Below are 24,359 nucleotides of genomic sequence, written 5' to 3' on the forward strand. Positions count from 1 at the left end.
GTCGCACATTGCCAACACACGCTTACGTAAATCCATTGAGTATGCTTTCATTTCAAGCCTCCATGCTTGACCCAAGCATACACAACTTCTTCAGAGGGCGCTAGATGTGTTCGTGACTTGCTCTAGCTGCCGCTTTTGGAGTCGTTCGGTACCGAGAAACTCTTAAAGCGGCAGCTCAGGCTGCCGCACTCCATAAACGACCGGCCGCGCCGGGGACGTTGGTCCCAGGCGCGGCCGTGTTTGGCTGCACTCTCTCGAACAGGTACTACGAGCGTTTCCTGCGGACGATCACGCCCACCGCGCCCAGAACCAGCAGGCTCATCGTCGCCGGCTCGGGGATGATGTCGCCGTATTGGAGATTGTCCATGCGGGTGGCGCCGCCGCCGAAGCTGGCGTAGAGCGCGCCCAAGGCATCCAGAGAGGCTTGCCGCGCGGCCGCGTCGGCGCCGGCGATGTTCATTGACTTGTTATCCAACTCCATGCCCGTGACAGCGGCGCCGGCCGTTACGTCGTAGGCAGACAACGTGGCCGTGTTGGCGGCAACGTCAATAGCAATGGTCACCTCGTACCAGTGGTCGCGGATAAAACTGTACGTGCTGTTATAGACGGCTCCCGTGGCAGAAAAGAGCTGGAACTTCGTGGTCGTGCTGTTGCCGCCGCTGTCGCCAAAGCCGATGCCCATCGCCCCCGACGTGAAATCGTAGGATCGGATCTGGCAGACTTCAGAGTTCGCCCCTGATCGCAAGAGCCAACTTACGGTAATCGTGTTATCGGAGCGGATGATGTCCGTATCGTCGCGGCGTGCGTAACCGCGGTTGGTGTTGAGCGAGCCCATCGTATACGCCGATCCGTCTGGCCCGGTGAAAGCGATGATCCCGGCGTCAGGGTTGGGCGAGCTATGGGCAACCCATCCATCCTGTCCTTCGATCGCGCCGGTATGATAGTCCGGCGTCTCAAACGTCAAAGTGGCCGCCTGGGCCGCTCCCGCCAATGCCAATATCCCTGCCACCGCCAGAATTGCCCGTGTCGCTGTTTTCATTTTCTATTCCTCTTTCTTGACCGAAGGTGCCTGTCTCGGATGCAAACAGAAGCCTTGGAAGCCGACCGGTCTTCACGGCCGCTAATGTCACCGCATGTTACCACGCCTCGCCGAATCGACAATGGCGTTTTGCGACTTAGATCTTGCGTTTTGCGAACCTTGCAGTATGATGGTCTGGCGAGGCAAAATCATGCTTGCCAGGCAGTTCAAGATCGTCTTGTTCGCGCACGGTAATTTGGATTACCTGCGCCGCGTGCTGTTGGGGGTGCGGGCCTTTGCCTCGCTCCAGCCGCAATGGACCCTGCATGTCTGCCCGCCCACGGCCGCGGGACTGGACGAGGCGCGGCGGCTGGCCCCGGACGGACTGATCGCCAGTTGGTTTGACGTGCCGCTGGAGGATGTGCTGGCCCTGAAACTCCCGACGGTGCTGGCGCTGACCTACGAACACCACAGCCGCCGCGTCACGTGGGTCGGCTGCGACCATGCCGCCGCGGGCGAACTGGCGGCCAGATACTTCCTCAAGCGAGGCTTTCGGGTGCTCACCGCAGTGGCCACCGAGTCTCACCCCTCGATTACCCGTTGGGACGGCTTTGAGCGAGCCGCCAGGCGCGCGGGCGTGCAGGCGGCGCGGTATGCCGGTCCCGCCGGACCGGGCCTGGCCCAGTGGCTGGTCGATCTACCTAAACCCGCCGCCGTCTACGTCGCCATCACCGATCTGGCCGGACCGGCGGCCGAGGCGTGCCAGGCCGCCGGCATCGACGTGCCGGGACAAGTCGCCATCCTCAGCGGCGGCAGCGATCAGTTCGTCTGTGAGATGACCGAGCCGCCCCTGTCGGCGGTTGACTTCCCCTACGAGAAACTCGGCCGCACCGCCGCGGCCATGCTCGACCGCATGATGCGTCACCCCAACCGCCCGGCGCCCAGGCCCGTCCTCATGCGCGACTTCCTCGTCGTTACGCGCCGCTCGACCGACGTCATTGCCACGGAGGACGCGGACGTCCGCACGGCCGTGACGTACATCCGCGAGCACTACGGCCGAGCCTTGAGCGTTCCGGAGATTGCGGAACGGACGTCATTGGGGCGACGGGCGCTGGAGAAGCGTTTCCGCCTCGCGCTGGGGCGGACCGTCCTGTCGGAGATTCAGTTCGTTCGCCTGGAGGCCGTCAAGCTGCTGCTTCGCAACACGCACCTGCCCATGCACGCCGTCGCCGGCCACTGCGGATTCCCCACGCCCGAGCGCATGTGCCTGGTCTTCCGCGCCGCCGAGGGCATGACTCCCACGCTCTACCGCCAGCGTTTCTCAACCGGCGGCGTTTGATATCGGCGGGAATCCGCATCCGACATCCGCAATGCGACATCCGAGGACTCGATCGTCCGGGAGAAATTAATTATCCCCAACGCTTGACATATCGACGTATCGCGATATATTAATATGTAAAGAGTACGAGGAATAACGTGGCGAGCCCGGCAAGAAATCCTAAACGCCCCCCGCAGGCCCAACTGCTGCCGATGACGTTTCTGCACGAGACGGCCGAGTGCCTGCGCCTGATGGCCCACCCGGTCCGCCTGGCCATCGCCGACCTGCTCTCCCACGGCGACCTGCCGGTGTACGAGATCGCCCAGCGGCTCGACCTGCCCCCCAGCCAGGCCTGCGACCACCTGCGCCGCATGCAGCGGGTGGGGCTGCTGGCCAGCCGCCGCCGCGGACGCACCGTCTATTACCGAATCGCCGCCCCCCAGGTGAACCACCTGCTGGGCTGCATCCGTAAAACCCGAAGCTGCGCAATAGCACAATGACGGCAGGGGCAGGCCTGGAGGGATGCCCGGGTGCCGTGGCGGGAGGGCGAAGCCCGACAGCCACGATCCCTGGAAGTCCAATGCGTTCGGGGATCGTGGCTCTCCGGGCCTTCGGCCCTGCGCGCCACGGCACCCGGCGCAATAACGGAATGGCGGATGGACGGGTGGTAGATGAATGGATGTTTGGTTGGATGGACGAATGGCACCCCTTGAGATACCTGAGGAAAAGGCTATGTCAGACAAGAAACGCATCGTGATCGTCGGCGGCGTGGCGGGCGGGGCCTCGGCGGCCGCCCGGGCCAGAAGGCTCAGCGAAGACGCCGAAATCATCCTCATCGAGCGCGGGCAGTACGTGTCCTTCGCCAATTGCGGGTTGCCGTACTATCTCGGCGGGCGCATCGCCGACCGCTCGCGGTTGCTGGTGGCCACGGCCGCGGGGCTGCGGAAACGATTCCGCATCGACGTGCGGACGCAGACGGAAGTGCTGCGCATCGACCGCCCGGGCAAGAAGGTCGCCGTGCGGACGCCCGAGGGCGCCGAACAAGTCATCGAGTACGACGCGCTGGTGCTCTCGCCGGGCGCCGCCCCCGTGCGCCCGCCCGTGCCGGGTTTCGACCACCCGCGCGTCTTCACGCTGCGAAACATGGCCGACATCGACTGCATCAAGGAATACGTCGACACCCACAAGCCGCGCAAGGCCGCCGTCATCGGAGCTGGATACATCGGCCTGGAGATGACCGAAGCCTTCCGCGAGTTGAAGGTCGACGTGGTGCTGGTGGAATTGATGGACCAGGTCTTCGGCCCTATCGACCCGGAGATGGCGGCGCCGCTGGCCGAGCATATCGCCTCGCACGGCGTGGACCTGCGCCTGGGCACCAGCGTTCAGCGCGTCGATGACGACGCGGGCAAACCGGTCCTGGCCCTGTCGACGGGGGAGAAGACCCCGGTCGACCTGGCGATCCTGGCCATCGGCGTGCGCCCCGAAACGACGCTGGCCGTCCAGGCCGGGCTCAAGATCGGGCCCACCGGCGGGATCGCCGTCGACGAGCACATGCGCACCAGCGACGCCGACATCTACGCCGTCGGCGACGTCGTCGAAGTGACGCACCTGGTCGGAGGCGGCGCGGCGCTGATCCCGCTGGCCGGTCCGGCCAACCGCCAGGGACGCATCGCCGCCGACAACATCTTCGGCCGCGACAGCCGATACCGCAAAACCCAGGGCACCAGCATCTGCAAAGTGTTCGACCTGGCCGTGGGCATGACGGGCCTGAGCGAGAAGGCCCTCAAAAAGGCCGCTACGCCCTATGAAAAAGTCTACGTGCACCCGTCGTCGCACGCGGGCTACTATCCCGGCGCGCACACGCTGTCGCTCAAGCTGCTGTTCGACCCGGCCGACGGGCGGATCCTCGGCGCCCAGGCGGTCGGGGCCGCCGGCGTCGATAAGCGCATCGACGTGCTGGCCACGGCGCTGCGGGCGGGGATGACGGTGTTCGACCTGCAGGACCTCGAACTGTGTTACGCCCCGCCGTTCGGCTCGGCCAAGGACCCGGTCAACTACGCGGGGTTTGTCGCGGCCAACGCCCTCAAGGGCGACGTGGCGCTGTGCCACTACGCTGACGTGGCGGCTCCGCGCGGCGATCAGATGCTTTTGGACGTGCGCACGCCGGAGGAGGTTCGCGGCGGCACCATCGCGGCGGCGGCGAACATCCCGCTGGACGATCTGCGCGAGCGGCTGAGCGAACTGCCTCGCGACAAGGAAATCCTGGCCTTCTGCAAGGTTGGCCTGCGCGGCTACCTCGCCTGCCGCATCCTCAAACAGCACGGCTTCGCCTGCCGAAACCTCAGCGGCGGGTACACGACGTACAAGGCCTTCACCCGCGCCCTGGCGCACGATGACGTCGCGCCCGAGCGAACGAGCGCCAGCGATACCGGCGCCGAACCAAGCGGTGGCACAGCCTTTCCAGGCTGTGACACAGGCTCGAAAGCCTGTGCCACCCAGGCCGCCAATGTCGTCAAAACCATCGACGCCTGCGGTCTGCAGTGCCCCGGACCGATCATGAGGCTGCGCACGGCCGTCGACGAGCTGTCGGAAGGCCAGTCCGTCAGCATCCGCGCCAGCGACACGGCCTTTGCCGGCGACGTGCCCGCCTGGTGCGCCAGCACGGGCAACCGCCTGGTGTCCCTGGTGCGCGACACCGGCTATGTCGTCGCGACGGTGGAGAAGCGCCTGGCGGCGCAGCCGGCGCCGTCGGCAGGGGGCTGCGGCAAAGGCAAGACGATCGTCGTTTTCAGCGACGACTTCGACAAGGCCATCGCCGCGTTCATCATCGCCAACGGCGCCGCTTCGATGGGCAGCGACGTGACGATGTTCTTCACGTTCTGGGGCCTCAACGTGCTTCGCAGGGACGGCGCCGTCAAAGTCCGCAAGACGCTCGTCGAGCGGATGTTCGGGTGGATGATGCCCCGCGGGGCCGGCAAGCTCAAGCTCTCGAAGATGCACATGGCCGGCATGGGCAAGGCCATGATCGCCGGCATCATGAAGAAGAAGAACGTACTGTCGCTGCCGGAGTTGATCGCCGCCGCCCGGGCTGCGGGGGTCAAGATGGTCGCCTGCACGATGTCGATGGACCTGATGGGCATCAAGCAGGAAGAGCTGATCGACGGCGTCGCGGCCGGCGGCGTGGCGATGTATCTCCAGACGGCAGAGCAGGGCGGGGTGAATCTGTTTATTTGAAGCAGTAACCGGTAATCAGTAACCAGTAATCGGTAATCAGAATCCGTAGCCGGTAGAGCGAAGCCGGTTATCGAAGCGGATGGCGTGGCTATAATTCCCCAGTTGGTTACCAACAAAAGGGGGGACGGCAATGTCGACACCTGCCAGCATCGCCAAGCATCCGATTCACCCCATGCTGATCGCCTTTCCGATCGGCCTGTGGATCTTCAGCTTCATTTGCCTGCTGGTCTTCTGGAGAGGCGGGGCGGAGGCCTGGGAGACCGCCGCGATCTACTCGATGGGCGGGGGAATCTTCGGCGCTCTGGCCGCGGCGATCCCCGGACTGATCGACCTGCTGGACATTCCGCCCAGCCGCGCCCGTACCAAAGGCATCTGGCACGGCGTGATCAACGTGGTTGCCTTGGTGATCTTCACGGCAGCGTTCTTCCTGCGAGGCGGAATGACCACCACGCAGTTCGTGCTGCTCTCGGCCGTCGGCGTGCTGCTGCTGTTCGTCAGCGGATGGCTGGGCGGCAGCATGGTGTACGTCCACGGCGTGGGCGTCGAGTTCAAGGGCAAGGACGAGCGCCGGCAGCGCATGGACCAGCAGAAGGATCAGCCCGGCGAACCGGCGTCCGAGCAGCAAAAGCAGACCCGGCAGCGCGAGCCGGTTGAAGTGTAAGGCCTTTCAGATCGCGCAAGCCTCGCGGCAGTCCCTGTCCGCTTCGACCAGACCCGTTAGCGGCGGGGCTTGCCCCGCGCGTTCAGGTCTGCGCCGATCACCCGTACGGCGCCTTCAGGCGGATGATTCTCTCCGGCGGCTGCAGTGCGTATAATGCTCTCGCCTCTGAAGGATTTATCGTGAAGCATGCGGTGCGTCGTATCGTGTTGATGGTCGTGATCCTGGCGGTCGTGGCGGCCGCCGTGATCGGCATTTTGCATTGGCGCACGAAGGAACAGTCCAAAACCCGCCTGGTGCTGTATGGCAACGTCGACATCCGCCAGGTCGAGTTGGCCTTCAACGCCAACGAGCGCATCGAAAAGATTCACGTTGTCGAGGGCCAGCATGTCGAGGCGGGCGACCTGCTGGCCGAACTGACGACAAACCGCCTGGCGCCGGCCGCTGCTAACGCCGCTGCCCAGGTCGAGAGGCAGAAGTCGGACATCGTGGCCGCCCAGGCCGAAGCGCGTTACGCTGAACTGCAGTATGAACACACGCTCAGGGCCTCGAAAACGGGCGCGGCGACCCGGCAGGAAATGGACAGCGCCACCGCCGCTCGCAATGCCACCCAGGCGCGCCTGCAGTCCGCCCACTCCTCGCTTCGTGCCCTGGAGGCCAACCTTGTTCTCGTCCAGCAACAGCTTGCCGACGCCCGGCTGTACGCCCCCAGCCGCGGCGTCATCCGCAATCGCATTCTCGAGCCCGGCGACATGGCCTCGCCTGCCAAGCCCGTGCTGACCCTGGCGGTCACCGATCCGCTTTGGGTGCGGGCGTATGTCGACGAGAGCGACTTGGGCAAGATTCATCCCGGGATGAGCGCTGCCGTCACCACCGATAGTTTTCCCGGCAAGACGTATGACGGCTGGGTGGGGTTCATTTCGCCCACGGCCGAGTTCACGCCCAAGCAGGTGCAGACCCCGGAGCTGCGCACGGCGCTGGTGTACGAGGTGCGCGTGTACGTGCGCAATGCGTCGGGCCAGTTGCGGCTGGGCATGCCCGCCACCGTGACAATCCCGCTGCACCAGGCCGCGACCGCGCGACCGGCCGCCGCGTCGGCGCCGCTGGCGACTTCACCAGGGGCGGCGCCATGACCGTCCCCGCACGTCCAGGACGGGCCGGCAGCGACGCAACGCCGCCGGTCGTGCTGGAACTGCGGGACGTCTCCAAGAGCTTCCTCGCCGCCAAGCGCCGCGTGCAGGCGCTCGACCGGGTCAGCCTCACCGCCCGCCAGGGGCAGATCACCGGGCTCATCGGTCCCGACGCCGCCGGCAAGAGCACGCTCATTCGCCTCGCCGCGGGACTGCTGTCAGCCGACTCGGGCTCCGTTGCCGTGCTGGGTCTCGATGCTGCCGCGCAGTCCGCGCAGGTGCAGGCCGCCGTCGGCTACATGCCCCAGCGCTTCGGACTCTACGAAGACCTCAGCGTGCGGGAAAACCTCGACCTCTACGCCAGCCTGCAGGGTCTGCCGCACAATCGCCGGGAGGCACGCTTCGATGAACTGATGCCCATGACGGGTCTGGCGCCGTTCATGTCGCGACTGGCCGGGCGGCTCTCGGGCGGGATGAAACAGAAACTGGGCTTGGCGTGTGCCCTCGTGCGGTCGCACCGCCTGCTGCTGCTGGACGAGCCCACCGTCGGCGTCGACCCGCTGTCGCGGCGCGAACTGTGGCGCATCATCCACGAACTGGTGGACAGCCACGGCGCGTCGGTGCTGATCAGCACGTCGTACATGGACGAGGCCGGGCGCTGCGACCAAGTCGTCACGCTGCACCAGGGGCGGGTGCTCGGCCAGGACCCGCCCGCAGCGTTCATCGACAAGGCCCAGGGCAGGACCTTCACGCTGGCGGCGCCGGGCATGCCGCGCCGTGCCACGCGGGAAAAGCTCATTGCGCACCCCGACGTGCTTGACGCGGTCGTCTACGGGCAGGAAATCCGCCTGATCACGCGACAGGCGCAGGCGCCCGAGGCGGCGGCACTGGCGCCCGATCTGGTCGCGGCCAAAATCGTCCCCGCCTCGCCGCGGTTTGAGGACGGCTTTGTGATCCTGCTGGCCGCCCAGGCGGACCATCCGGCCCATCGCCCGTCCAAAGAATCTGCGACACCCCGCGCGGCCGCCTCGACGGAGCATCCCGTCACGATCGAGGTGCGGGACCTGACCAAGCGGTTCGGCAACTTCGTCGCGGTCGATAACGTGTCTTTCGAGGTTGCCCGTGGTGAGATCTTCGGCCTGCTGGGCCCTAACGGCGCGGGCAAGAGCACGACCTTCCGCATGCTCTGCGGGCTGCTGCCCGCCAGCGGCGGGCACTTGAAGGTTGCCGGCGTGGACCTGCGCCACGCGGCGTCTGCCGCGCGGGCGCGCATCGGCTACATGTCGCAGAAGTTCTCGCTCTACGGCGACCTGACGGTGCGCGAGAACCTCAACTTCTTCAGTGCCGCGTACGGCCTCACCGGTCGCGATCGCACCGAGCAGATCCAGCGGCGGCTGGAACAGTTCGAGCTGGACGAGCAGGCCGATCAGACCAGCGCCCTGCTGCCGCTGGGGTACAAGCAGCGCCTGGCGATGGCCTGCGCCTTGGTACACCAGCCCCAGACGATCTTCCTGGACGAGCCGACCTCCGGCGTCGACCCGCTGGCGCGGCGGGTGTTCTGGAATCAGATCGCCGCCCTGGCTGAAAGCGGCGTGACCGTGATGGTCACCACGCACTTCATGGCCGAAGCGGAATACTGCGACCGCCTGGCGATCATGGACAGCGGCAGGATTCTCGCCCTGGGAGCCCCCGAAGAGATCCGCCGCCGGGCCGGCGCCGATGCGACATTCGAGGATGCTTTCATCCACCTGATCGAATCGCAGCGGCAGGAGGACGCTCGATGAACCGGCCAGACGCCACCGCAGGCGAGGCCCAGACGCGCTGGCCCCAACTCATGCGCCTGGGCGGGTTGATGCACAAGGAGTTCCTGCAGATTCTGCGGGACCCCAGCAGCATTGCCATCGCCTTTCTCATGCCCGTGGTGCTGCTGGTGATTTTCGGCTACGGCGTGTCGCTCGACGCCAAGGGCATCCCCGTCGCCCTGGTGATCGAGCAGCCCGGGGCCGACGCGTCGTCGCTGGCCGGGGCCTTGAGCAACTCCGAGTATTTCCGCACCACGACCTTTCGCACCCTCATGGACGCCCGCCAGGCGATGATCGACGGGCAGGCCGACGCCATCGTTCATCTGCGCAGCGACTTTGCCCGCCAACTGCGCCGCCCCGACGGAGCGCCCATCCAGATCATCCTCAACGGCGTTGACGCCAACCGCGCCCGCGTCGTCTCGGGATACCTCGCCGGCGCCTGGCAGACTTGGCTCGCCGCCCGGGTGGCGGCCTCGGGCGCCACCCTCCCGGCGGCGGTGGTCGTCGAGGAGCGGGTCTGGTTCAACAGCGAACTGCGCAGCCGCGACTTCCTGGTCCCGGGCCTGGTGGCCATCATCATGACGCTCATCGGCTCGCTGCTGACGGCGATGGTCGTCGCCCGCGAGTGGGAGCGGGGCACGATGGAGGCCCTGCTCGTCACGCCCGTGTACATCCGCGAGATCCTGCTGGGCAAGCTCGTGCCGTACTTCGGGCTGGGCATGGGCGGCATGGCCGTGACGGTGGGCGTCGGGGTGCTGCTGCTGGGCGTGCCGCTGCGCGGCTCGCTGGTCGTGCTGGCCGCAGTCGCCTCGGTCTTTCTACTGGTGGCCCTGGGCGTGGGGTTGCTGATTTCGGCGGCGACGAAGAATCAGTTCGTCGCCGGGCAGATCGCCATCCTGACGTCCTTTCTTCCGGCCTTCATGCTGTCGGGATTCATCTTCAACATCGCTTCGGCCCCGCTGCCGATCCAGTGGCTGACGCGCGTCGTCGCGGCGCGCTATTTCGTCTCGATCCTGCACACGGTGTTCATGGCCGGCGACATCTGGGCGATCATCGTGCCCAACGTGCTGGTGCTGGCGGCGATGGCGGCGGTCTTCCTGACCCTGGCGCGGCTCAAGTCGCGAAAGCACCTGGAGTAGCCGCTCATGTGGAACCGCATTCTGGCGCTGATCGTCAAGGAGTTCCTGGCCGTCCTGAAGGACCCCAAGAGCCGCGTGTCGATCATCGCCCCGCCGTTGATCCAGATGTTTGTCTTCAGCTACGCCGCCACATTCGACATCAAGAACGTGCCCTATGCCGTTTATAACGAGGACGGCGGCGCCGCCTCGCGCGAGCTGCTGGCGGGGTTTTCCGGCTCGCCCGCCTTTGAGCAAAAGTACATCATCGAGCGCCAGGGGCAGATCGCCGACCTTGTGGACCGCCAGGAGGTCCTGATGGTCGTCCACGTTGACCGCCAGTTCAGCCGCGACCTGCTCAGCGGCAACCCCGCCAGACTGCAGATCATCGTCGACGGGCGAAACTCCAACACCGCCCAGGTCGCCTTCACCTATGTGCAGGAGATCGTCTCGACTTTCAACGAACACTGGGCCGCCCGCCATGGCGCCACGCAGCCGCCCGCGCGGCTCGAGATCCGCGCCTGGTACAACCCCAACCTCGTCAGCCGATGGTTCATCGTCCCCGGGCTCGTCGGCGTGGTGCTGCAGGTGGCCACGCTGCTGGTGACGTCGCTGTCGGTCGCCCGAGAGCGCGAGCAGGGGACCTTCGACCAGCTCCTGGTCACACCGCTGCGCCCGGTCGAAATCCTCATCGGCAAGGCCGCGCCTGGGTTCGTCATTGGTCTTGCCGACGCGACCATTATCGCTTTGCTGGCGCACTTCTGGTTCGGCGTTCCGATGACCGGAAGCGTGCTGGCGCTGTATCTGGGAATGGTGCTCTTCCTGTTCTCGGCGGTGGGGGTGGGGCTGATGATCTCGTCGCTGGCAGCCACCATGCAGCAGGCGCTGCTGGGGACATTCCTGTTTCTGCTGCCCTCGATCCTGCTGTCGGGCTTCGCCACGCCTATCGAGAACATGCCCCCCGTCCTGCAGGAGATCACGCGGATCATTCCGTTGCGGTACTTCATGGTGATCCTGCGAGGCGTCTACCTCGAAGGCGGCGACGTGAGCATGTATCTCAACCAGTTCTGGCCGATGGCCGTCATCGGCGTCCTGTGCCTGGCCATCGCCGGATGGCTCTTCCGCCACCGCACGACGTAGGCGAGCAAGCATAGCTATGGCGGACCAATTCATCCTTCCATTCATCCGCCTTCGCTCTGCGAGCTACGGCGGACAAGTCCATCCATCCATCCATCCATTCACCCCTCCATCAATCCATTGATCCCTCCATCCCTTTTTCATTCTTTCTCCCTTCCATTCTTCCTTCCGCCGTGCTTTCGGCGCATAATGCCCGCACCTTTTTGAGGAACGACCATGGGTGCAGCGAAATGGCCGGTGTTGACGGCGTACGATCAGGATCATCTCGCCCACGCGGCGATGCCGCTGGGCGGTATCGGCACCGGGACGGTTTCGCTGGGCGGGCGGGGCGACCTGCGCGACTGGGAAATCGTCAACCGCCCGGCCAAGGGGTTCACCCCGCGCGACTGCTTCTTTGTCCTGCGAACCGAAAGTGGCGGCAAGACCGACCTGCGGGCACTCGAGGGTTTGATCGAGCCGGAGTTCTACGAAGGCCGCGACGGCTGCCGTGCCGCTAACCACGGCCTGCCGCGATTCCGCAAAGCCTCCTTCGCCTGCGCGTATCCGCTGGGGCAGGTGACGTTGTCCGACCCGGCCGTGCCGCTCAAGGTGCGCCTCGAAGCGTTCAACCCGCTCGTGCCCGCCGACGCTGACGCCAGCGGCATTCCCGCGGCCGTGCTGCGATTCGTGCTGACCAATCCTACCGGCAAGGCCGTCAAGGCGACCGTCGCCGCCAGCCTCCTCAACTTCATCGGCGCCGATGGGCGTAACGGCACGATCGGCTGGGCGGACATCCCGCACGTGACGGCCGCGTGCAAACAGAACCGCAATCGCTTCCGCACCGGCGGTGGGGTGCAGGGGCTGTACATGGACAGCCGCGGCGTCGAGGCCTCGTCCGAGCAGTGGGGCACGATGGCCCTGGCGACCACAGCTTCGGCCGGCGTGAGCTACACGCTGGGGCGGCAGGGGCTCAATGACTTCTGGACGGACCTGCGCGATGACGGCAGACTGACCAACCAGCCCAGCCGCGGCGATACGCCCATCGGCGCCTTGGCCGTTTCGCTGACCGTTCCTCCTGGCAGCGAGAAGGGCGTCACGTTCCTGCTGACATGGCGGTACCCGAACCGCATGGGCTGGGGCATCGGCAATAACGACGGGGGCAATGTCGGCAACTACTACGCCGTGCAATATAAGGATGCGTGGGACGCTGCCGTGAAGACGGCCGCGGCCTTGCCGGATCTGGAGCGGCGGACGGTCGACTTCGTAACGGCCTTGTGCAATACGCCTGTGCCGCCCGAGGTGAAGGAAGCGGCGCTATACAACATCAGCACGCTTCGCACGCAGACGAGCATGCGCACGCCGGACGGGCGGCTGTTCGGCTGGGAGGGCTGCTGCGACCGCGTGGGCTGCTGTCAGGGCTCGTGTACGCACGTGTGGAACTACGAGCACGTCACGGGGTTCCTGTTCGGCGATTTGGCCTGGACGATGCGCGAGGTCGAGTTCGTCCACATGACGCGCGACGACGGGTTCATGAACTTCCGCACGCCGCTGCCGCTGACGTTCCCGGTGCAGTGGGGCGTGGCTGCCGCCGACGGGCAGATGGGCGCCCTGATGCGCCTCTACCGCGACTGGCAGCTTTCCGGCGACGACTCGCGCCTGAAGGAACTCTGGCCCAAGGCCCGCAAGGCGCTGGAGTTCGCCTGGCAGGAAAAGGGCTGGGACCCGAACAAGGACGGCGTGATGGAAGGCGCGCAGCACCACACGCTGGACATCGAGTACTTCGGGCCAAACCCGCTGACCGGCGTGTGGTACCTCGGCGCCCTGCGGGCGTGCGAGGAAATAGCCCGCTATCTCGGCGAGGCCGACTTCGCCGCCTCGTGCGCCGACCTGTTCGCCCGCGGCAGTAGCTGGCTGGACAAGAACCTCTTTAACGGCGAGTACTACGAGCACAAGGTCGTCCCGCCCGGGCGGCTGGAGAACACGATCCCGGGTCTGATCTGGAACCGCAAGCGCACGGACCTGCGCAACCCCGGCGGCCAACTCGGCAAGGGCTGCCTGTGCGACCAGCTCGTCGGCCAGTACACCGCCCACGTGTGCGGCCTGGGATACCTGCTCAACAAGGCCAACGTTCGCAAGACGTACGCCAGCCTGATGAAGCACAACTTCCGTGAGGACTTCTTCGAGCATCTCAACGTCTCGCGCGGGTTCGCCCTCAACGGCGACAAGGGCCTGTTGATGTGTACCTATCCGCGCGGCGAACAACCGAAAGACTTCAGCGGATGCTACACCGAATGCATGACCGGCTTCGAGTATTCCGCCGCCATCGGCATGCTGCAGGAAGGGCTCACCGCACAGGGTCTCAAGTGCATCAAGGCGATCCGCGACCGCTACGACGGCCGCACGCGCAGCCCGTTTAACGAGGCCGAGTGCGGCCACCACTACGCCCGGGCGATGGCCGCCTGGGCGGCGCTGACGACGCTGACGGGCTTTGCCTACTCGGGCGTGACGGGCACGATGACCTTCGGCGCGATCGAGGGTACGAGCCTCTGGTCCAACGGTTATGCCTGGGGCACATGCACCCAGAAACGGTCCGGCAAGGGCGTGAAAGTCGAGTTGAAAGTGCTGGGGGGAACGCTGAAGCTCAAGACGCTGAAGATCACAGGCATGGGCGAGTTTGCGCGACGCGAGTCGCGCGACCTTCAAAGCGGCCAGACATATGGAGTGCGGCAGCCATAGCTGCCGCTTTAGTAGTTGTTGAGTTTAGAAAAACTTCCAAAGCGGCAGCTAAGGCTGCCGCACTCCAAAAGGAGCAACATGCATAAACCGAAGTTCAATCCGAATTGGCCCGTACTCAAGACCTACGACGAGGCGCACCAGTTCCGCATCGCCATGCCGCTGGGCGGCATCGGCACGGGCACCGTGTCGTTGGGCGGGCGCGGCGATCTGCGCGACTGGGAACTCACCAACCGACCCGGTAAGGGCTTTCGCCCGTTCACGCATTACTTCGTGACGTACCCGCTATTTCTGCTGCGGGCGCAAACCACCGATGGCAAGGCCGTCACGCGGCTGCTCGAAGGACCCATCGACCCGGCCGAATACGAGAGCGCCTCGGGCTGCACGGCCGCCAATCACGGCTACCCGCGCTTCGCCCACAGCACGTTCGCGGCTGCGTACCCCTTGGCGCAGGTCGCGCTGGCTGACGAGTCCATACCGCTGCAGGTGCGGCTGGAGTCGTTCAATCCGCTGGTGCCCTGCGACGCCGACGCCAGCGGGATCCCCGTGGCCGTCATGCGCTACGTGCTGACCAATCCGACTGGCAAGCCCATCAAGGCCTCGCTCTGCGGCGTGATGATCAACTACATCGGGCTGGACAAATCCGGCGGTGCGACCAAGGGCAACCGCAATCGCTTCCGCAAGAGCAAGGCCGTGCGCGGGATCTTCATGGACTCGCAAGGCATCGATCCCGCCGACGAGCGGTGGGGCACGATGGCCCTGACGACGACGGCCGGCGGCGACCTGAGCTACTGGCTCAGCGAGTCCGACCCGCTCAAGGGCAACTATGTCCTGAAGTTCTGGGAAGATTTCAAAAACGACGGGCGGCTGGACAACCCCGAACCGGGCAACGTCGAAGGGCCGATGGGCGCCCTGGCCGTGCCACTGACCGTGCCGGCCAAGTCCACCCGCGAGGTGACGTTCCTGATCACCTGGCACTATCCCAACCGCCAGACGTGGACGCCCTGCAAGGAAGGCGCGTGCTCCTGCGGAAACACCATCGGCAACTATTACACCGAGCAATACAAGGACGCGTGGGACGCCGCCGAGAAGACCGCCCGCGCCCTGCCGGCCCTCGAGCGCGACACGGTGCAGTTCGTGCGGACCTTCTGCGACAGCGATCTGCCGGCCACTGTGAAAGAGGCCGCCCTGTTCAACCTCAGCACGCTTCGCAGCCAGACGACTTTCCGCACGCCGGACGGGCGGCTATACGGCTTCGAGGGCTGCTCCGACGCATGCGGCTGCTGCCACGGATCGTGTACGCACGTGTGGAACTACGAGCTTGCCACGCCGCTGCTGTTCGGCGGCCTGGCCGCGACGATGCGCGACGTCGAGTTCGCCCACGCCACCAACGCCGACGGCCTCATGAGCTTCCGCGTGAACCTGCCCCTGCAGCGGGCGACCGAGACCGCCTGGGGGGCGGCCGACGGGCAGATGGGCTGCATCATGAAGATGTACCGCGACTGGCAGCTCAGCGGCGACGACGCGATGCTCAATCGCCTCTGGCCCAAGGTCAAGAAAGCCCTGGAGTTCTGCTGGCTGCCGGGCGGATGGGACGCCGACAAGGACGGCGTGATGGAAGGCAGCCAGCACAACACGATGGACTGCGAGTACTTCGGCCCTAATCCCCAGATGGGGCTGTGGTACCTGGGCGCGCTGCGGGCCGGCGAGGAGATGGCCCGCCGCGTGGGCGACGAAGCCTTCGCCGCCACGTGTGGCGACCTCTTCACGCGCGGCAGCCGCTGGATCGACGCCAACCTGTTCAACGGCGAGTATTACATTCACGAGATCCGCGTGCCGAAAAAGCCCGAGGATGTGCGGGCCGGCACCGGCGGCTTCCCCGGCGTCAAGAAGCCCGACGAACTAACGCGCCAGCTCGGCGAGGGCTGCCTGGTCGATCAGCTCGTCGGGCAGTTCATGGCTCACGTGTGCGGGCTGGGCTACCTCGTCAAGCCCGCCCACATCCGCAAGACGCTGGCCAGCATCCTCAAATACAACCGCCGCGACAGCTTCCGCGACCACTTCAACTGCATGCGCGGATACGTCGTCGGCGACGAGGCCGCCATGCTTATGGCTGCCTACCCGTACAGCCGCCCGACGCAGCCGTTCCCGTACTTCACCGAGGTGATGACCGGCTTCGAATATGTCGCGGCGATCAACATGATCCAGGAAGGCATGACGGCCAAGGGGCTGCAGTGCATCCAGGATATCCGCGACCGCTATGACGGCCGCAAGAGGAGCCCCTTCGACGAAGCCGAGTGCGGGCATCACTACGCGCGAGCCATGGCGTCATGGGCGGCCGTTCCGGCGCTGACGGGTTTCCTTTATTCGGCCATCACCGGTAAGATGACCTTCGCCGCCAAGGCAGGCCAGCACTTCTGGTCGACCGGATACGCCTGGGGCAGGTGCGCGATCTCGCGCAAACGCGGCGCGATGACTGTTGAGCTGAAGGTGCTGGGCGGAAAGCTGAAGCTCAAGGCGCTGGAGCTGATGGGTCTTGGTGAAGTGTCCTTCAAGACGCTGCGCGACCTTCGCGCGGGCAAGACGATCAAGGCGAACTATGGAGTGCGGCAGCCTTAGCTGCCGCTTTGGATGTTTTTGGGTTGCGTGAGAATTCCCCGACAAACAACAGCCAAAGCGGTAGCTTCGCTACCGCACTCCATATAGGAGAAGATTATGGGCAAACAATGGTCAAACGAGCAGGCGTGGAAGTGGTATGACAAGACCCCGTGGCTGGTCGGGTGCAACTTCCTGCCCAGCACCGCGATCAACGACGTCGAGATGTGGCAGGGGGAGAGTTTCGACGAGCCGACCATCGCCCGCGAGTTGGGCTGGGCGGCGGCTATCGGGTTCAACTCGATCCGCGTCTTCCTGCAGTACGTTGTGTGGGAAGCCGACCCGGCCGGGTTCATGCAGCGTTTCGAGCGCGTGCTGGAGATCGCCGACGCCAACGGCATGACGGTCATGCCCGTGCTCTTCGACGACTGCCTGTTCTCGGGCAAGCAGCCGCGCGTGGGAAAGCAGGACGACCCGGCCGTCGGCGTACATAACAGCGGCTGGGTGCCCAGCCCGGGCAAGGCCATCGGCGAAGACCCCGCCAAGCGCCCCTTGCTCGAACAGTACATCACCGACATGATCAGCCGCTTCGCCGACGACCCGCGCGTCGTCGTGTGGGACCTGTACAACGAGCCCGGCGCCGCCGGCGAGCAGTTCGATTCGCGATCGCTGCTGACGGCCACCTTCGACTGGGCCCAGGCCGTCCGCCCCAGCCAGCCGCTGACCGTGGGCGCGTTCAAAGGCCCTGGCGTGGACGATGTCGAGCAGATCCAGGCCAAGGACGAGTGCAGCCGCATCATGCTTACCCGCAGCGACGTGGTGAGCTTCCACTGCTACATGCCATTCAAGGAAGCGCTGGCGTGCGTGCTGAGCTTCAAGACGCTCGGGCGGCCGATGATCTGCACCGAGTGGATGGCCCGCGCGACGATGGAGAGCCTTTTCCAGACGCACTTGCCGATGTGGAAGGAGCATCGCGTCGGCTGCTACAACTGGGGCTTGGTCGCCGGCCGCACGCAGACGTTCCTGCCCTGGAACAACCCCACGCGCACGATGGAACCCGATGCCTGGCACCACGACGTGCTGCGCAAAGATGGCACGCCGTATGACCCGGCGGAGATCGAAGCCCTGCACAAAGCAACCGGACGATGAGGTGCTGTTAGCGGCGGGGCTTGCCCCACGCGGTTTCTTCCCGGCGCCGCGCGAGAGGATTACAATGTGACGCCACGACAGCGATACATCGACACGCTGACGTTCAAGAACACCGGGCGCATTCCGTTTGAACCGGGCTGGGGGCGGCAGTCGACGGTCGCGCGGTGGTATAGCGAGGGCCTGCCCGAGAACGTCAACGCCTACGAATACCTCTGGGAGCAGATCGGCATCGGGCCGGACCGGTCGGTCGCTCCGTTCGTCGATCTGGGCGCGGATTTTCGCATGATCCCGCAGTTCCAGGAGGAAGTGCTCGATCACAAGGACGGGCACTACATTGTCCAGGACTGGAAGGGCAACATCTGCGAGATTTCCGACCGCTTCGACGTGACGTACCTGCGCACGGCCCGCGATTTCTGCACGCGACGATGGATCAAGTGCCCCGTCGAGAACCGCGACGACTGGGACGCGATGAAGGTCCGCTACGATCTCGACGCGCCGGGACGTTTTCCGGCAGACTTCACCGACCGGTGTGCCCGCGCCGCCGTGCGCGACTGGCTGCTGACCGTTCACTTCTCCGGGCCTTTCTGGCAACTGCGCGAATGGTGCGGCTTCGAAGGCCTGTGCATGATGATGCTCGATCAGCCGGACCTGGTGGCCGAGATGGCAGAGTTCTGGAAGACCTTCGTATCGGCGATGCTCGGGCGGATCTTCAAGCACATCGTCCCCGACGCTATCTACATTAATGAAGACATGGCGTACAAAGCCAAGGCGATGATCTCGCCGGCGATGACGCGGGCGTTCTGCGCCCCGAGCTGGCGCGAGTGGTCTGCCGCCGCCCGGTCGGCGGGCGTGCCGCTGATCGACGTCGACAGCGACGGATTCGTCGGCGAGTTGATCCCGATCTGGATCGAGTCGGGCGTGAACGTCTGCGACCCGATCGAGGTGGCGGCCCTGAACGACATCAACGAATATCGCGACCGCTACGGCAAGGCGATGGCGTTCCGCATGGGCGTCGACAAGCGCGCTATCGCCAAGGGCGGCCGGACGATTCGCGACGAACTGGCCCGCCTCGAACCGGTCGTGCGAAGCGGCGGGTTCATCCCCGGTTGCGACCACGCCGTGCCGGCCGACGTCCCATGGCCGGCGTTTGTGGATTACTGTCGCCTTCTGGCCCAGATGACCGGTTGGTTATAGGCTGTGTGGCATGGGCGTCCCGCCCATGCATCTTCAGTGGCACGGGCGTCACGCCCGTGCCTGCACGGCCGAGACGGCCATGCCACATGGGAGCATGGGCAAGACGCCCAGTGCCACAGGAGAAGAACATGCGATTGGGAATCTGCTGCGACTTGGACCTGGTCGATGCGGCGGCGAAGGCGGGTTTCGATTACTTTGAAGGTCGCGTGGCTGTGGTCTGCGTGCCGGAACAGGACGAGGCTGCCTTCAGTAGAGTGCTGGCGCAGGTCAAGGCGGCGCCCATTCCTTGCGAGGCCCTCAACGGCCTCATGCGCGGCGACATTCGCATCACCGGCCCCGGCGCCGATCCGGCGGCCCTTGAGCGATACGCGGCCACGGTGATCGAGCGGGCCGCGCGGGCGCAAGTGAAGATGGTGGTCTTCGGCTCCGGCGGCGTTCGGGACGTGAGGGATGGTTTCGATCGCGATAAGGCCCTCGACCAGATCGTCGACTTCGGCGGCGTGCTGGCCGACCTGGCCGGGCGGCATGGTCTGACCGTGGCACTAGAGCCCCTTAACAGCCGCGAGTGCAACATGATCAACTCCGTAGCCGAGGCGGTCCACGTAATGCAGCGGATCAATCATCCGGCTTTTCGCGTACTGGTCGACGGCCATCACTGGGGGCGCGACGACTTGCCCGTCGGCGACATCACCGACCACGCGGCGCTTCTGGTGCATGCGCACGTGGCTACCACGCCTAACCGTCTGGCCCCGGGCCTGGAGCCGTGCGAAAAAATGAAAGAGTTTTTCGCCGCCTTGAACAAGATCGGGTATAACGCCCGCGTATCGATCGAGGGAAAGATGAACAATCCGGAGGCCGACCTGCCGGTCGCATTGGCCGCGATGAAGACGCTGGCCTCCGCTAGTTAGAGAGGATTTTGTGATGCCCGCCAAAGTGACGTTTGCTTCTGCCCGCCCCAAGGAACTCCGCGCCGAAGCCACCCTGCCCGCGCTGCTCGATCGCATGATGGCTGACTGGGACCCCGCCAAGCGGTTCAAGGGCAAGCGCGTGGCCATCAAGATGCACCTCGGCGGCGGAATGGGATTCTCCACCATCCACCCGCTGTTGGCCGGCCGCGTGGTCAAGGCCGTCAAGGACGCCGGCGGCTCGCCCTTCGTGACCGACTCGCCCGGCGCGGTGGCCGCGGCGGCAGCACGCGGGTACACCGCCGAGACGCTGGGCTGCCAGCTCTTGCCGGTGGCCGGCGTTGCCGACAAGTACATCTATTCGCGCCGCGTAAATTATCGCACGATGAAGACGGTAGAACTGGCCGGCAACATCGTCGACGCCGATGCGATGATCGTGCTCTCGCACGGCAAGGGGCACGGGCACAGCGGGTTCGGCGGGGCGATCAAGAACATCGCCATGGGCTGCGTTGACGGCCCCACGCGCGGGCGCATCCACCGCTTGATGGCCGCGGCGTTCGAGTGGGACGAGAAGAAATGCACCGGCTGTCTGCTCTGCCGCGACAACTGCCCTAACGCCGCCATCACGTTCAACGACGGCAAGATCAGCATCTTCGACCACCACTGCAAGTACTGCATGCACTGCCAGCTCGCCTGCCCCCAAGACGCCATCACCATCGACCAGAGCGGATACCGCTACTTCCAGCACGGCATGGCCGTCACCACCCGCGAGTGCCTCAAGGGCTTCGCTCCCGGCAATGTGCTGTTCGTCACGGCGCTGCTGTCGATCACGCCGTTCTGCGACTGCTGGGGCTTCACCACCCCTTCGCTCGTGCCGGACATCGGCATCCTCGCCAGCGACGACATCGTGGCGGCAGAGACGGCGGCCCTGGACCTGGTCAAGGCCGAGGACTTCATTGAGGGCTCGCTGCCGGCGCCGCTGAAGCGCAGCGGCAAGGGGCACCTGTTCCAGCAGATCCACGGCAAGGACCCGTACATCCAGATCGAGGAGTGCCAAAAGGTCGGCCTGGGCAGCCCCAAGTACAAGCTGAAAGAGATCCAGTAGCACGAGAGTAGCACGGGCGTCTCGCCCGTGAGTAGCATGGGCGTCTCGCCCATGCAGAGCTGTGAATGAGGTTTCAGTGGGCACTATTGCCACAATTGTCGTTGGCCAGAAACTTCCCCCAGCGATTGTGTTGCGCCTGACCGAAGACGTGCCGGTCGGCGCGCTGCTGCGGCTGCGGGGAAACTCCTTTACCGCCGCGATGTCGCTGAAGATAGCGGCCGTGCGCGCGGAAGGGGCTTCGCTGGAGATCATGCACCGCATGACGATGGACGAAATGGTGGCGGACTGGGATTTCTTTACCGAGACCTTTTCGGCAGCGATCGTGAAGACCGACAAGGCCCTAAGCGCCGGGACGTTGCTGGAACTGGACATCCCGGAGATGGGTAGCAGCCACACCGCGGGCGTGACGTGGGCGGTTTCGGCGGGGATCACTGACGGGATCAAGAGTCGCAGTTTCACGCCCGTCAGTGACGAGAAGGGCGTGCGGTTTGTCGCCGGCGAGGCGGCGAGCATCAAGGCGTTCCGCAAACCGGACGGGACTGTGCGCGTGCAGCATTTCGACTCTTACGGGAATCCTGCGATCGGCGAAAAGGACGCCAAACCGCAAGCGGACGGGCCGCGGGTGACGGTAGTGGACGCAGAAGGGCGAACTGCGCAATCTAACGCAACGCCGCGCGCCGCCGATGGGACGCCGATCTGGTTTGGCGAGTTTCACTGGCACTGCCACGTGAGTTGCGATGCGCAGCGCGACCTGGCGGAAGCGTTGACCGGCGCGCGGGACGAGTTGGGGCTGGACTTTGCAGGCCCGGCGGACCACATGGCGATGACGGGCAAATACTACACGCCGCTGACCACGCGATATCAGACCGACGTGCTGCGGCGCTTCGACGAGCCTGGGCGATTCGCCCCGATCATCGGGGCGGAGCTGGGCTGTCGCGGCGGGCACGCCAATATCTACTGCGACAGCATCGAGACGTTCCTGGAGTTGACCGACCGCTTCGAGAGCGAACTGTGGCCGCGATACAAGGGCCCGCACTACTTCTACGACCTGCACCACCTGGCGTCGCTGTGCATCCCGGGCAAGACCCTCATCGTGCCGCACCACACCAACCGCAACACCGGCGCCATGTCCGGGCCGGACGGGCGGCCGCTTTGGAATGCCATGCACTTCCCGATCCCGCCCGAGCGCAGCGCAGTGCGGCTGTTCGAGATCGTGCAGGGCAGCGGGTGCTACGAGTCGGAAGTGGTCGATGAGCAATGGAAGATCGCCTGCGGCGGGCTGGGCGGCAGCGCCCGCACCGCCCTGATGCGCGGATACCGGTTCGGGTTCACCGGCGGGACAGACAATCATGATGGTTGGCCCAGCGTCGGGCATGGCGCGTGCAACGGATTGACTGCGGTGCAATCCCAGAGTCTGGATACTGGCTCGATCTTTCGGGCGCTGTACGAGAGAAGATGCTACGCCACAAGTGGCGCCAGGATCGTCGCGGACGTGACGTGCAACGGGCAACCGATGGGCAGCGAGATCAAACTCGCCGCCGCCGACATCCCGGTGTTCGAGATCACGATACACGGGACTGCGCCCATCGCCGCGGTGCAGATCGTACACTGCGGGTTCGTGCTGGCGGACCTGCCCGTCGAGAAGAACTGTCTGGACTTCAAAGCCCAATGGGCCGACGACCGCCGGGGCAGACCGCTCGATGAGGCGTGGTACTTCGTGCGCGCCCGCCAGACGGACGGGCAGTGCGTGTGGTGCAGTCCCTTCTGGATTGATTTGCCTCGATGAGAGACAGAGGAAAAGCGGGAGACAACGTGCGACACAGAGACGCAGAGGTACAGAGGAAGAAAGAAAAACAAGAAGAAGCATCATGAAACATCATCCAGACTTCGCGTGTTGTTCTTTATCTTCTTCTTCTTCTTCTTCTTCTCTCTGTGCCTCTGCGTCTCTGTGCCGCACCCAACAACCTCTAAGCGAGAAAGTGCCATGAGATCAAAAGAACAACGCCTCGAATGGTTCCGCGACGCCCGCTTTGGGATGTTCATGCACTGGGGCCTGTACTCGCTTCTGGGGCGCGGCGAGTGGGTGCTCAACCGCGAGAAGATTCCCGCGGCAGAGTACGAGGCACTGGCTGACCAGTGGAAGCCCAAACGCGGATGGGCGCGGGAGTGTGCGCGCCTGGCGAAGCGAGCGGGGATGAAGTACATGGTCCTGACGGCCAAGCACGCCGAGGGGTTTCTGCTGTGGGACTCGAAGATGTCGCCCTACAACGCCGCGCAGCGCGGGCCCGGGCGAGACCTGGTCGCCGAGTACGTCGACGCCTGCCGGGCCGAAGGGCTGCGCATCGGCTTCTACTACTGCTTCATGGACTGGCATCATCCCGACGGCGAGATCTGCGAGCATGACGAAGCCGCCCGCAAGCGGTTCCTCGACTACTCGCGCGGGTGCGTCCGCGAACTGATGACCAACTACGGCAAGATCGACATCATGTGGTACGACTGCCCCTGGCCGCTCATGTCGCCCGAGCGGATCGAGGCCGACAGCTTCAACCGCATGGTGCGCCGCCTGCAGCCGCACATTCTGATCAACGACCGGTCGCTCGTACCGCAGGATTTCGCCACCACCGAAATGAACATGGACCCCAAGGACGGCCAGGCGTGGGAAGCGTGCATGAAGACCAACGCCGAATGGGGCTATGTGGACTACGGCCAGCCGGAAGACTGGCTCACCAGCCGCAAGGTGCTGGACATGATCCGCCACGCGACGCTGCACGGCGGCAACCTGCTGCTGAACATTGGCCCCACGCCCGAGGGCTCCATGCCCGAAGGCGCGTACAAGATGTTGCTGCCGATCGGAAAATGGCTCGCCAAGAACGGTGAGGCCGTTTACGGACGCCGCGTGCGCGACCAGAAACGCTATCTCGACTGGACGATGATCGGCCACTGGACGCGGCAGGGCAACACCGCGTATTACTGGATCGACCGCTGGATCGGCAGCGAAACGGTGATCGCCGGGTTCCTGGCGAAAGTCAAACGCGCGAGCATCCTGGCCAGCGGAAAACCGGTGAAGTTCAAACAAGTCGGCGACCGCGTGACGCTCTACGGCATGCCGGCCGCCAACCCCGACAAGAACGTGCATATTACCGTCATCAAGCTCGAGTGCGCCACCTACCCGCACCAGGAGCTAGGTATGGGACGCGCGTAATATGGAGTGCGGCAGCCTTAGCTGCCGCTTTCACAGTTGTTGGGCGATGCAGGCTCTGCTCCACCGCAAAAACTTCCAAAGCGGC

17 protein-coding genes are annotated in these 24,359 nt (G+C 65.1%); 16 read left to right on the plus strand and 1 reads right to left on the minus strand.

Annotated elements, in window-relative coordinates; genetic code table 11:
* Positions 1 to 265: 265 nt before the first annotated feature.
* Positions 266 to 1,039 (minus strand): PEP-CTERM sorting domain-containing protein, encoded by a 774-nt coding sequence (locus tag ABFD92_17875; GenBank protein MEN6506409.1) that lies wholly within the window; start codon positions 1,037 to 1,039, stop codon positions 266 to 268.
* A gap of 166 nt (positions 1,040 to 1,205) precedes the next feature.
* On the opposite strand from ABFD92_17875, the gene ABFD92_17880 reads away from it, so the two are divergent.
* The 16 genes from ABFD92_17880 to ABFD92_17955 all read left to right on the plus strand — a co-directional run bounded on the left by ABFD92_17880 (position 1,206) and on the right by ABFD92_17955 (position 24,274).
* On the plus strand, positions 1,206 to 2,357 hold the full coding sequence (locus ABFD92_17880; GenBank protein MEN6506410.1) for a substrate-binding domain-containing protein: 1,152 nt from the start codon (positions 1,206 to 1,208) through the stop codon (positions 2,355 to 2,357).
* 137 nt (positions 2,358 to 2,494) lie between these two features.
* Entirely contained in the window at positions 2,495 to 2,836 is a 342-nt protein-coding gene (locus ABFD92_17885) for a metalloregulator ArsR/SmtB family transcription factor (protein ID MEN6506411.1), read from the plus strand.
* A gap of 232 nt (positions 2,837 to 3,068) precedes the next feature.
* Positions 3,069 to 5,570 carry a DsrE/DsrF/DrsH-like family protein gene (locus ABFD92_17890; GenBank protein ID MEN6506412.1) on the plus strand — a complete coding sequence of 834 codons (2,502 nt, stop codon included), beginning with the start codon at positions 3,069 to 3,071 and terminating at the stop codon, positions 5,568 to 5,570.
* Positions 5,571 to 5,700: 130 nt separating this feature from the next.
* Entirely contained in the window at positions 5,701 to 6,231 is a 531-nt protein-coding gene (locus ABFD92_17895) for a DUF2231 domain-containing protein (GenBank protein ID MEN6506413.1), read from the plus strand.
* A gap of 179 nt (positions 6,232 to 6,410) precedes the next feature.
* Positions 6,411 to 7,361 carry an efflux RND transporter periplasmic adaptor subunit gene (locus tag ABFD92_17900; GenBank protein MEN6506414.1) on the plus strand — a complete coding sequence of 317 codons (951 nt, stop codon included), beginning with the start codon at positions 6,411 to 6,413 and terminating at the stop codon, positions 7,359 to 7,361.
* Positions 7,358 to 9,142, plus strand: a complete 1,785-nt coding sequence (locus ABFD92_17905) for an ATP-binding cassette domain-containing protein (GenBank protein ID MEN6506415.1) — start codon at positions 7,358 to 7,360, stop codon at positions 9,140 to 9,142. The genes ABFD92_17900 and ABFD92_17905 overlap by 4 nt, the downstream gene beginning before the upstream one ends.
* A complete protein-coding gene (locus ABFD92_17910; GenBank protein ID MEN6506416.1) occupies positions 9,139 to 10,299 on the plus strand; it encodes an ABC transporter permease in 1,161 nt (386 codons plus the stop codon). The genes ABFD92_17905 and ABFD92_17910 overlap by 4 nt, the downstream gene beginning before the upstream one ends.
* Positions 10,300 to 10,305: 6 nt before the next feature.
* Complete coding sequence (locus tag ABFD92_17915; protein ID MEN6506417.1) at positions 10,306 to 11,415, plus strand: ABC transporter permease; 1,110 nt, start codon at positions 10,306 to 10,308, stop codon at positions 11,413 to 11,415.
* A 213-nt stretch (positions 11,416 to 11,628) separates the two neighbouring features.
* The gene (locus tag ABFD92_17920) at positions 11,629 to 14,127 is read left to right on the plus strand and encodes a GH116 family glycosyl-hydrolase (GenBank protein MEN6506418.1); all 2,499 of its coding nucleotides are present in this window, start codon (positions 11,629 to 11,631) and stop codon (positions 14,125 to 14,127) included.
* Between the two features lie 78 nt (positions 14,128 to 14,205).
* The gene (locus ABFD92_17925; GenBank protein ID MEN6506419.1) at positions 14,206 to 16,743 is read left to right on the plus strand and encodes a GH116 family glycosyl-hydrolase; all 2,538 of its coding nucleotides are present in this window, start codon (positions 14,206 to 14,208) and stop codon (positions 16,741 to 16,743) included.
* A gap of 96 nt (positions 16,744 to 16,839) precedes the next feature.
* Positions 16,840 to 17,868: a cellulase family glycosylhydrolase gene (locus ABFD92_17930; protein MEN6506420.1), complete on the plus strand. Its 1,029-nt coding sequence runs from the start codon at positions 16,840 to 16,842 to the stop codon at positions 17,866 to 17,868.
* Positions 17,869 to 17,934: 66 nt separating this feature from the next.
* A complete protein-coding gene (locus ABFD92_17935) occupies positions 17,935 to 19,062 on the plus strand; it encodes a hypothetical protein (GenBank protein ID MEN6506421.1) in 1,128 nt (375 codons plus the stop codon).
* Between the two features lie 128 nt (positions 19,063 to 19,190).
* Positions 19,191 to 19,970 carry a sugar phosphate isomerase/epimerase family protein gene (locus tag ABFD92_17940; protein ID MEN6506422.1) on the plus strand — a complete coding sequence of 260 codons (780 nt, stop codon included), beginning with the start codon at positions 19,191 to 19,193 and terminating at the stop codon, positions 19,968 to 19,970.
* A gap of 13 nt (positions 19,971 to 19,983) precedes the next feature.
* Entirely contained in the window at positions 19,984 to 21,072 is a 1,089-nt protein-coding gene (locus ABFD92_17945; protein MEN6506423.1) for a DUF362 domain-containing protein, read from the plus strand.
* A gap of 76 nt (positions 21,073 to 21,148) precedes the next feature.
* Positions 21,149 to 22,858 carry a hypothetical protein gene (locus ABFD92_17950; GenBank protein MEN6506424.1) on the plus strand — a complete coding sequence of 570 codons (1,710 nt, stop codon included), beginning with the start codon at positions 21,149 to 21,151 and terminating at the stop codon, positions 22,856 to 22,858.
* Positions 22,859 to 23,020: 162 nt separating this feature from the next.
* Entirely contained in the window at positions 23,021 to 24,274 is a 1,254-nt protein-coding gene (locus tag ABFD92_17955) for an alpha-L-fucosidase (GenBank protein MEN6506425.1), read from the plus strand.
* Positions 24,275 to 24,359 lie beyond the last annotated feature (85 nt).

The sequence above is a fragment of the Planctomycetaceae bacterium genome (assembly GCA_039680605.1).
Classification (GTDB): domain Bacteria; phylum Planctomycetota; class Phycisphaerae; order SM23-33; family SM23-33; genus JAJFUU01.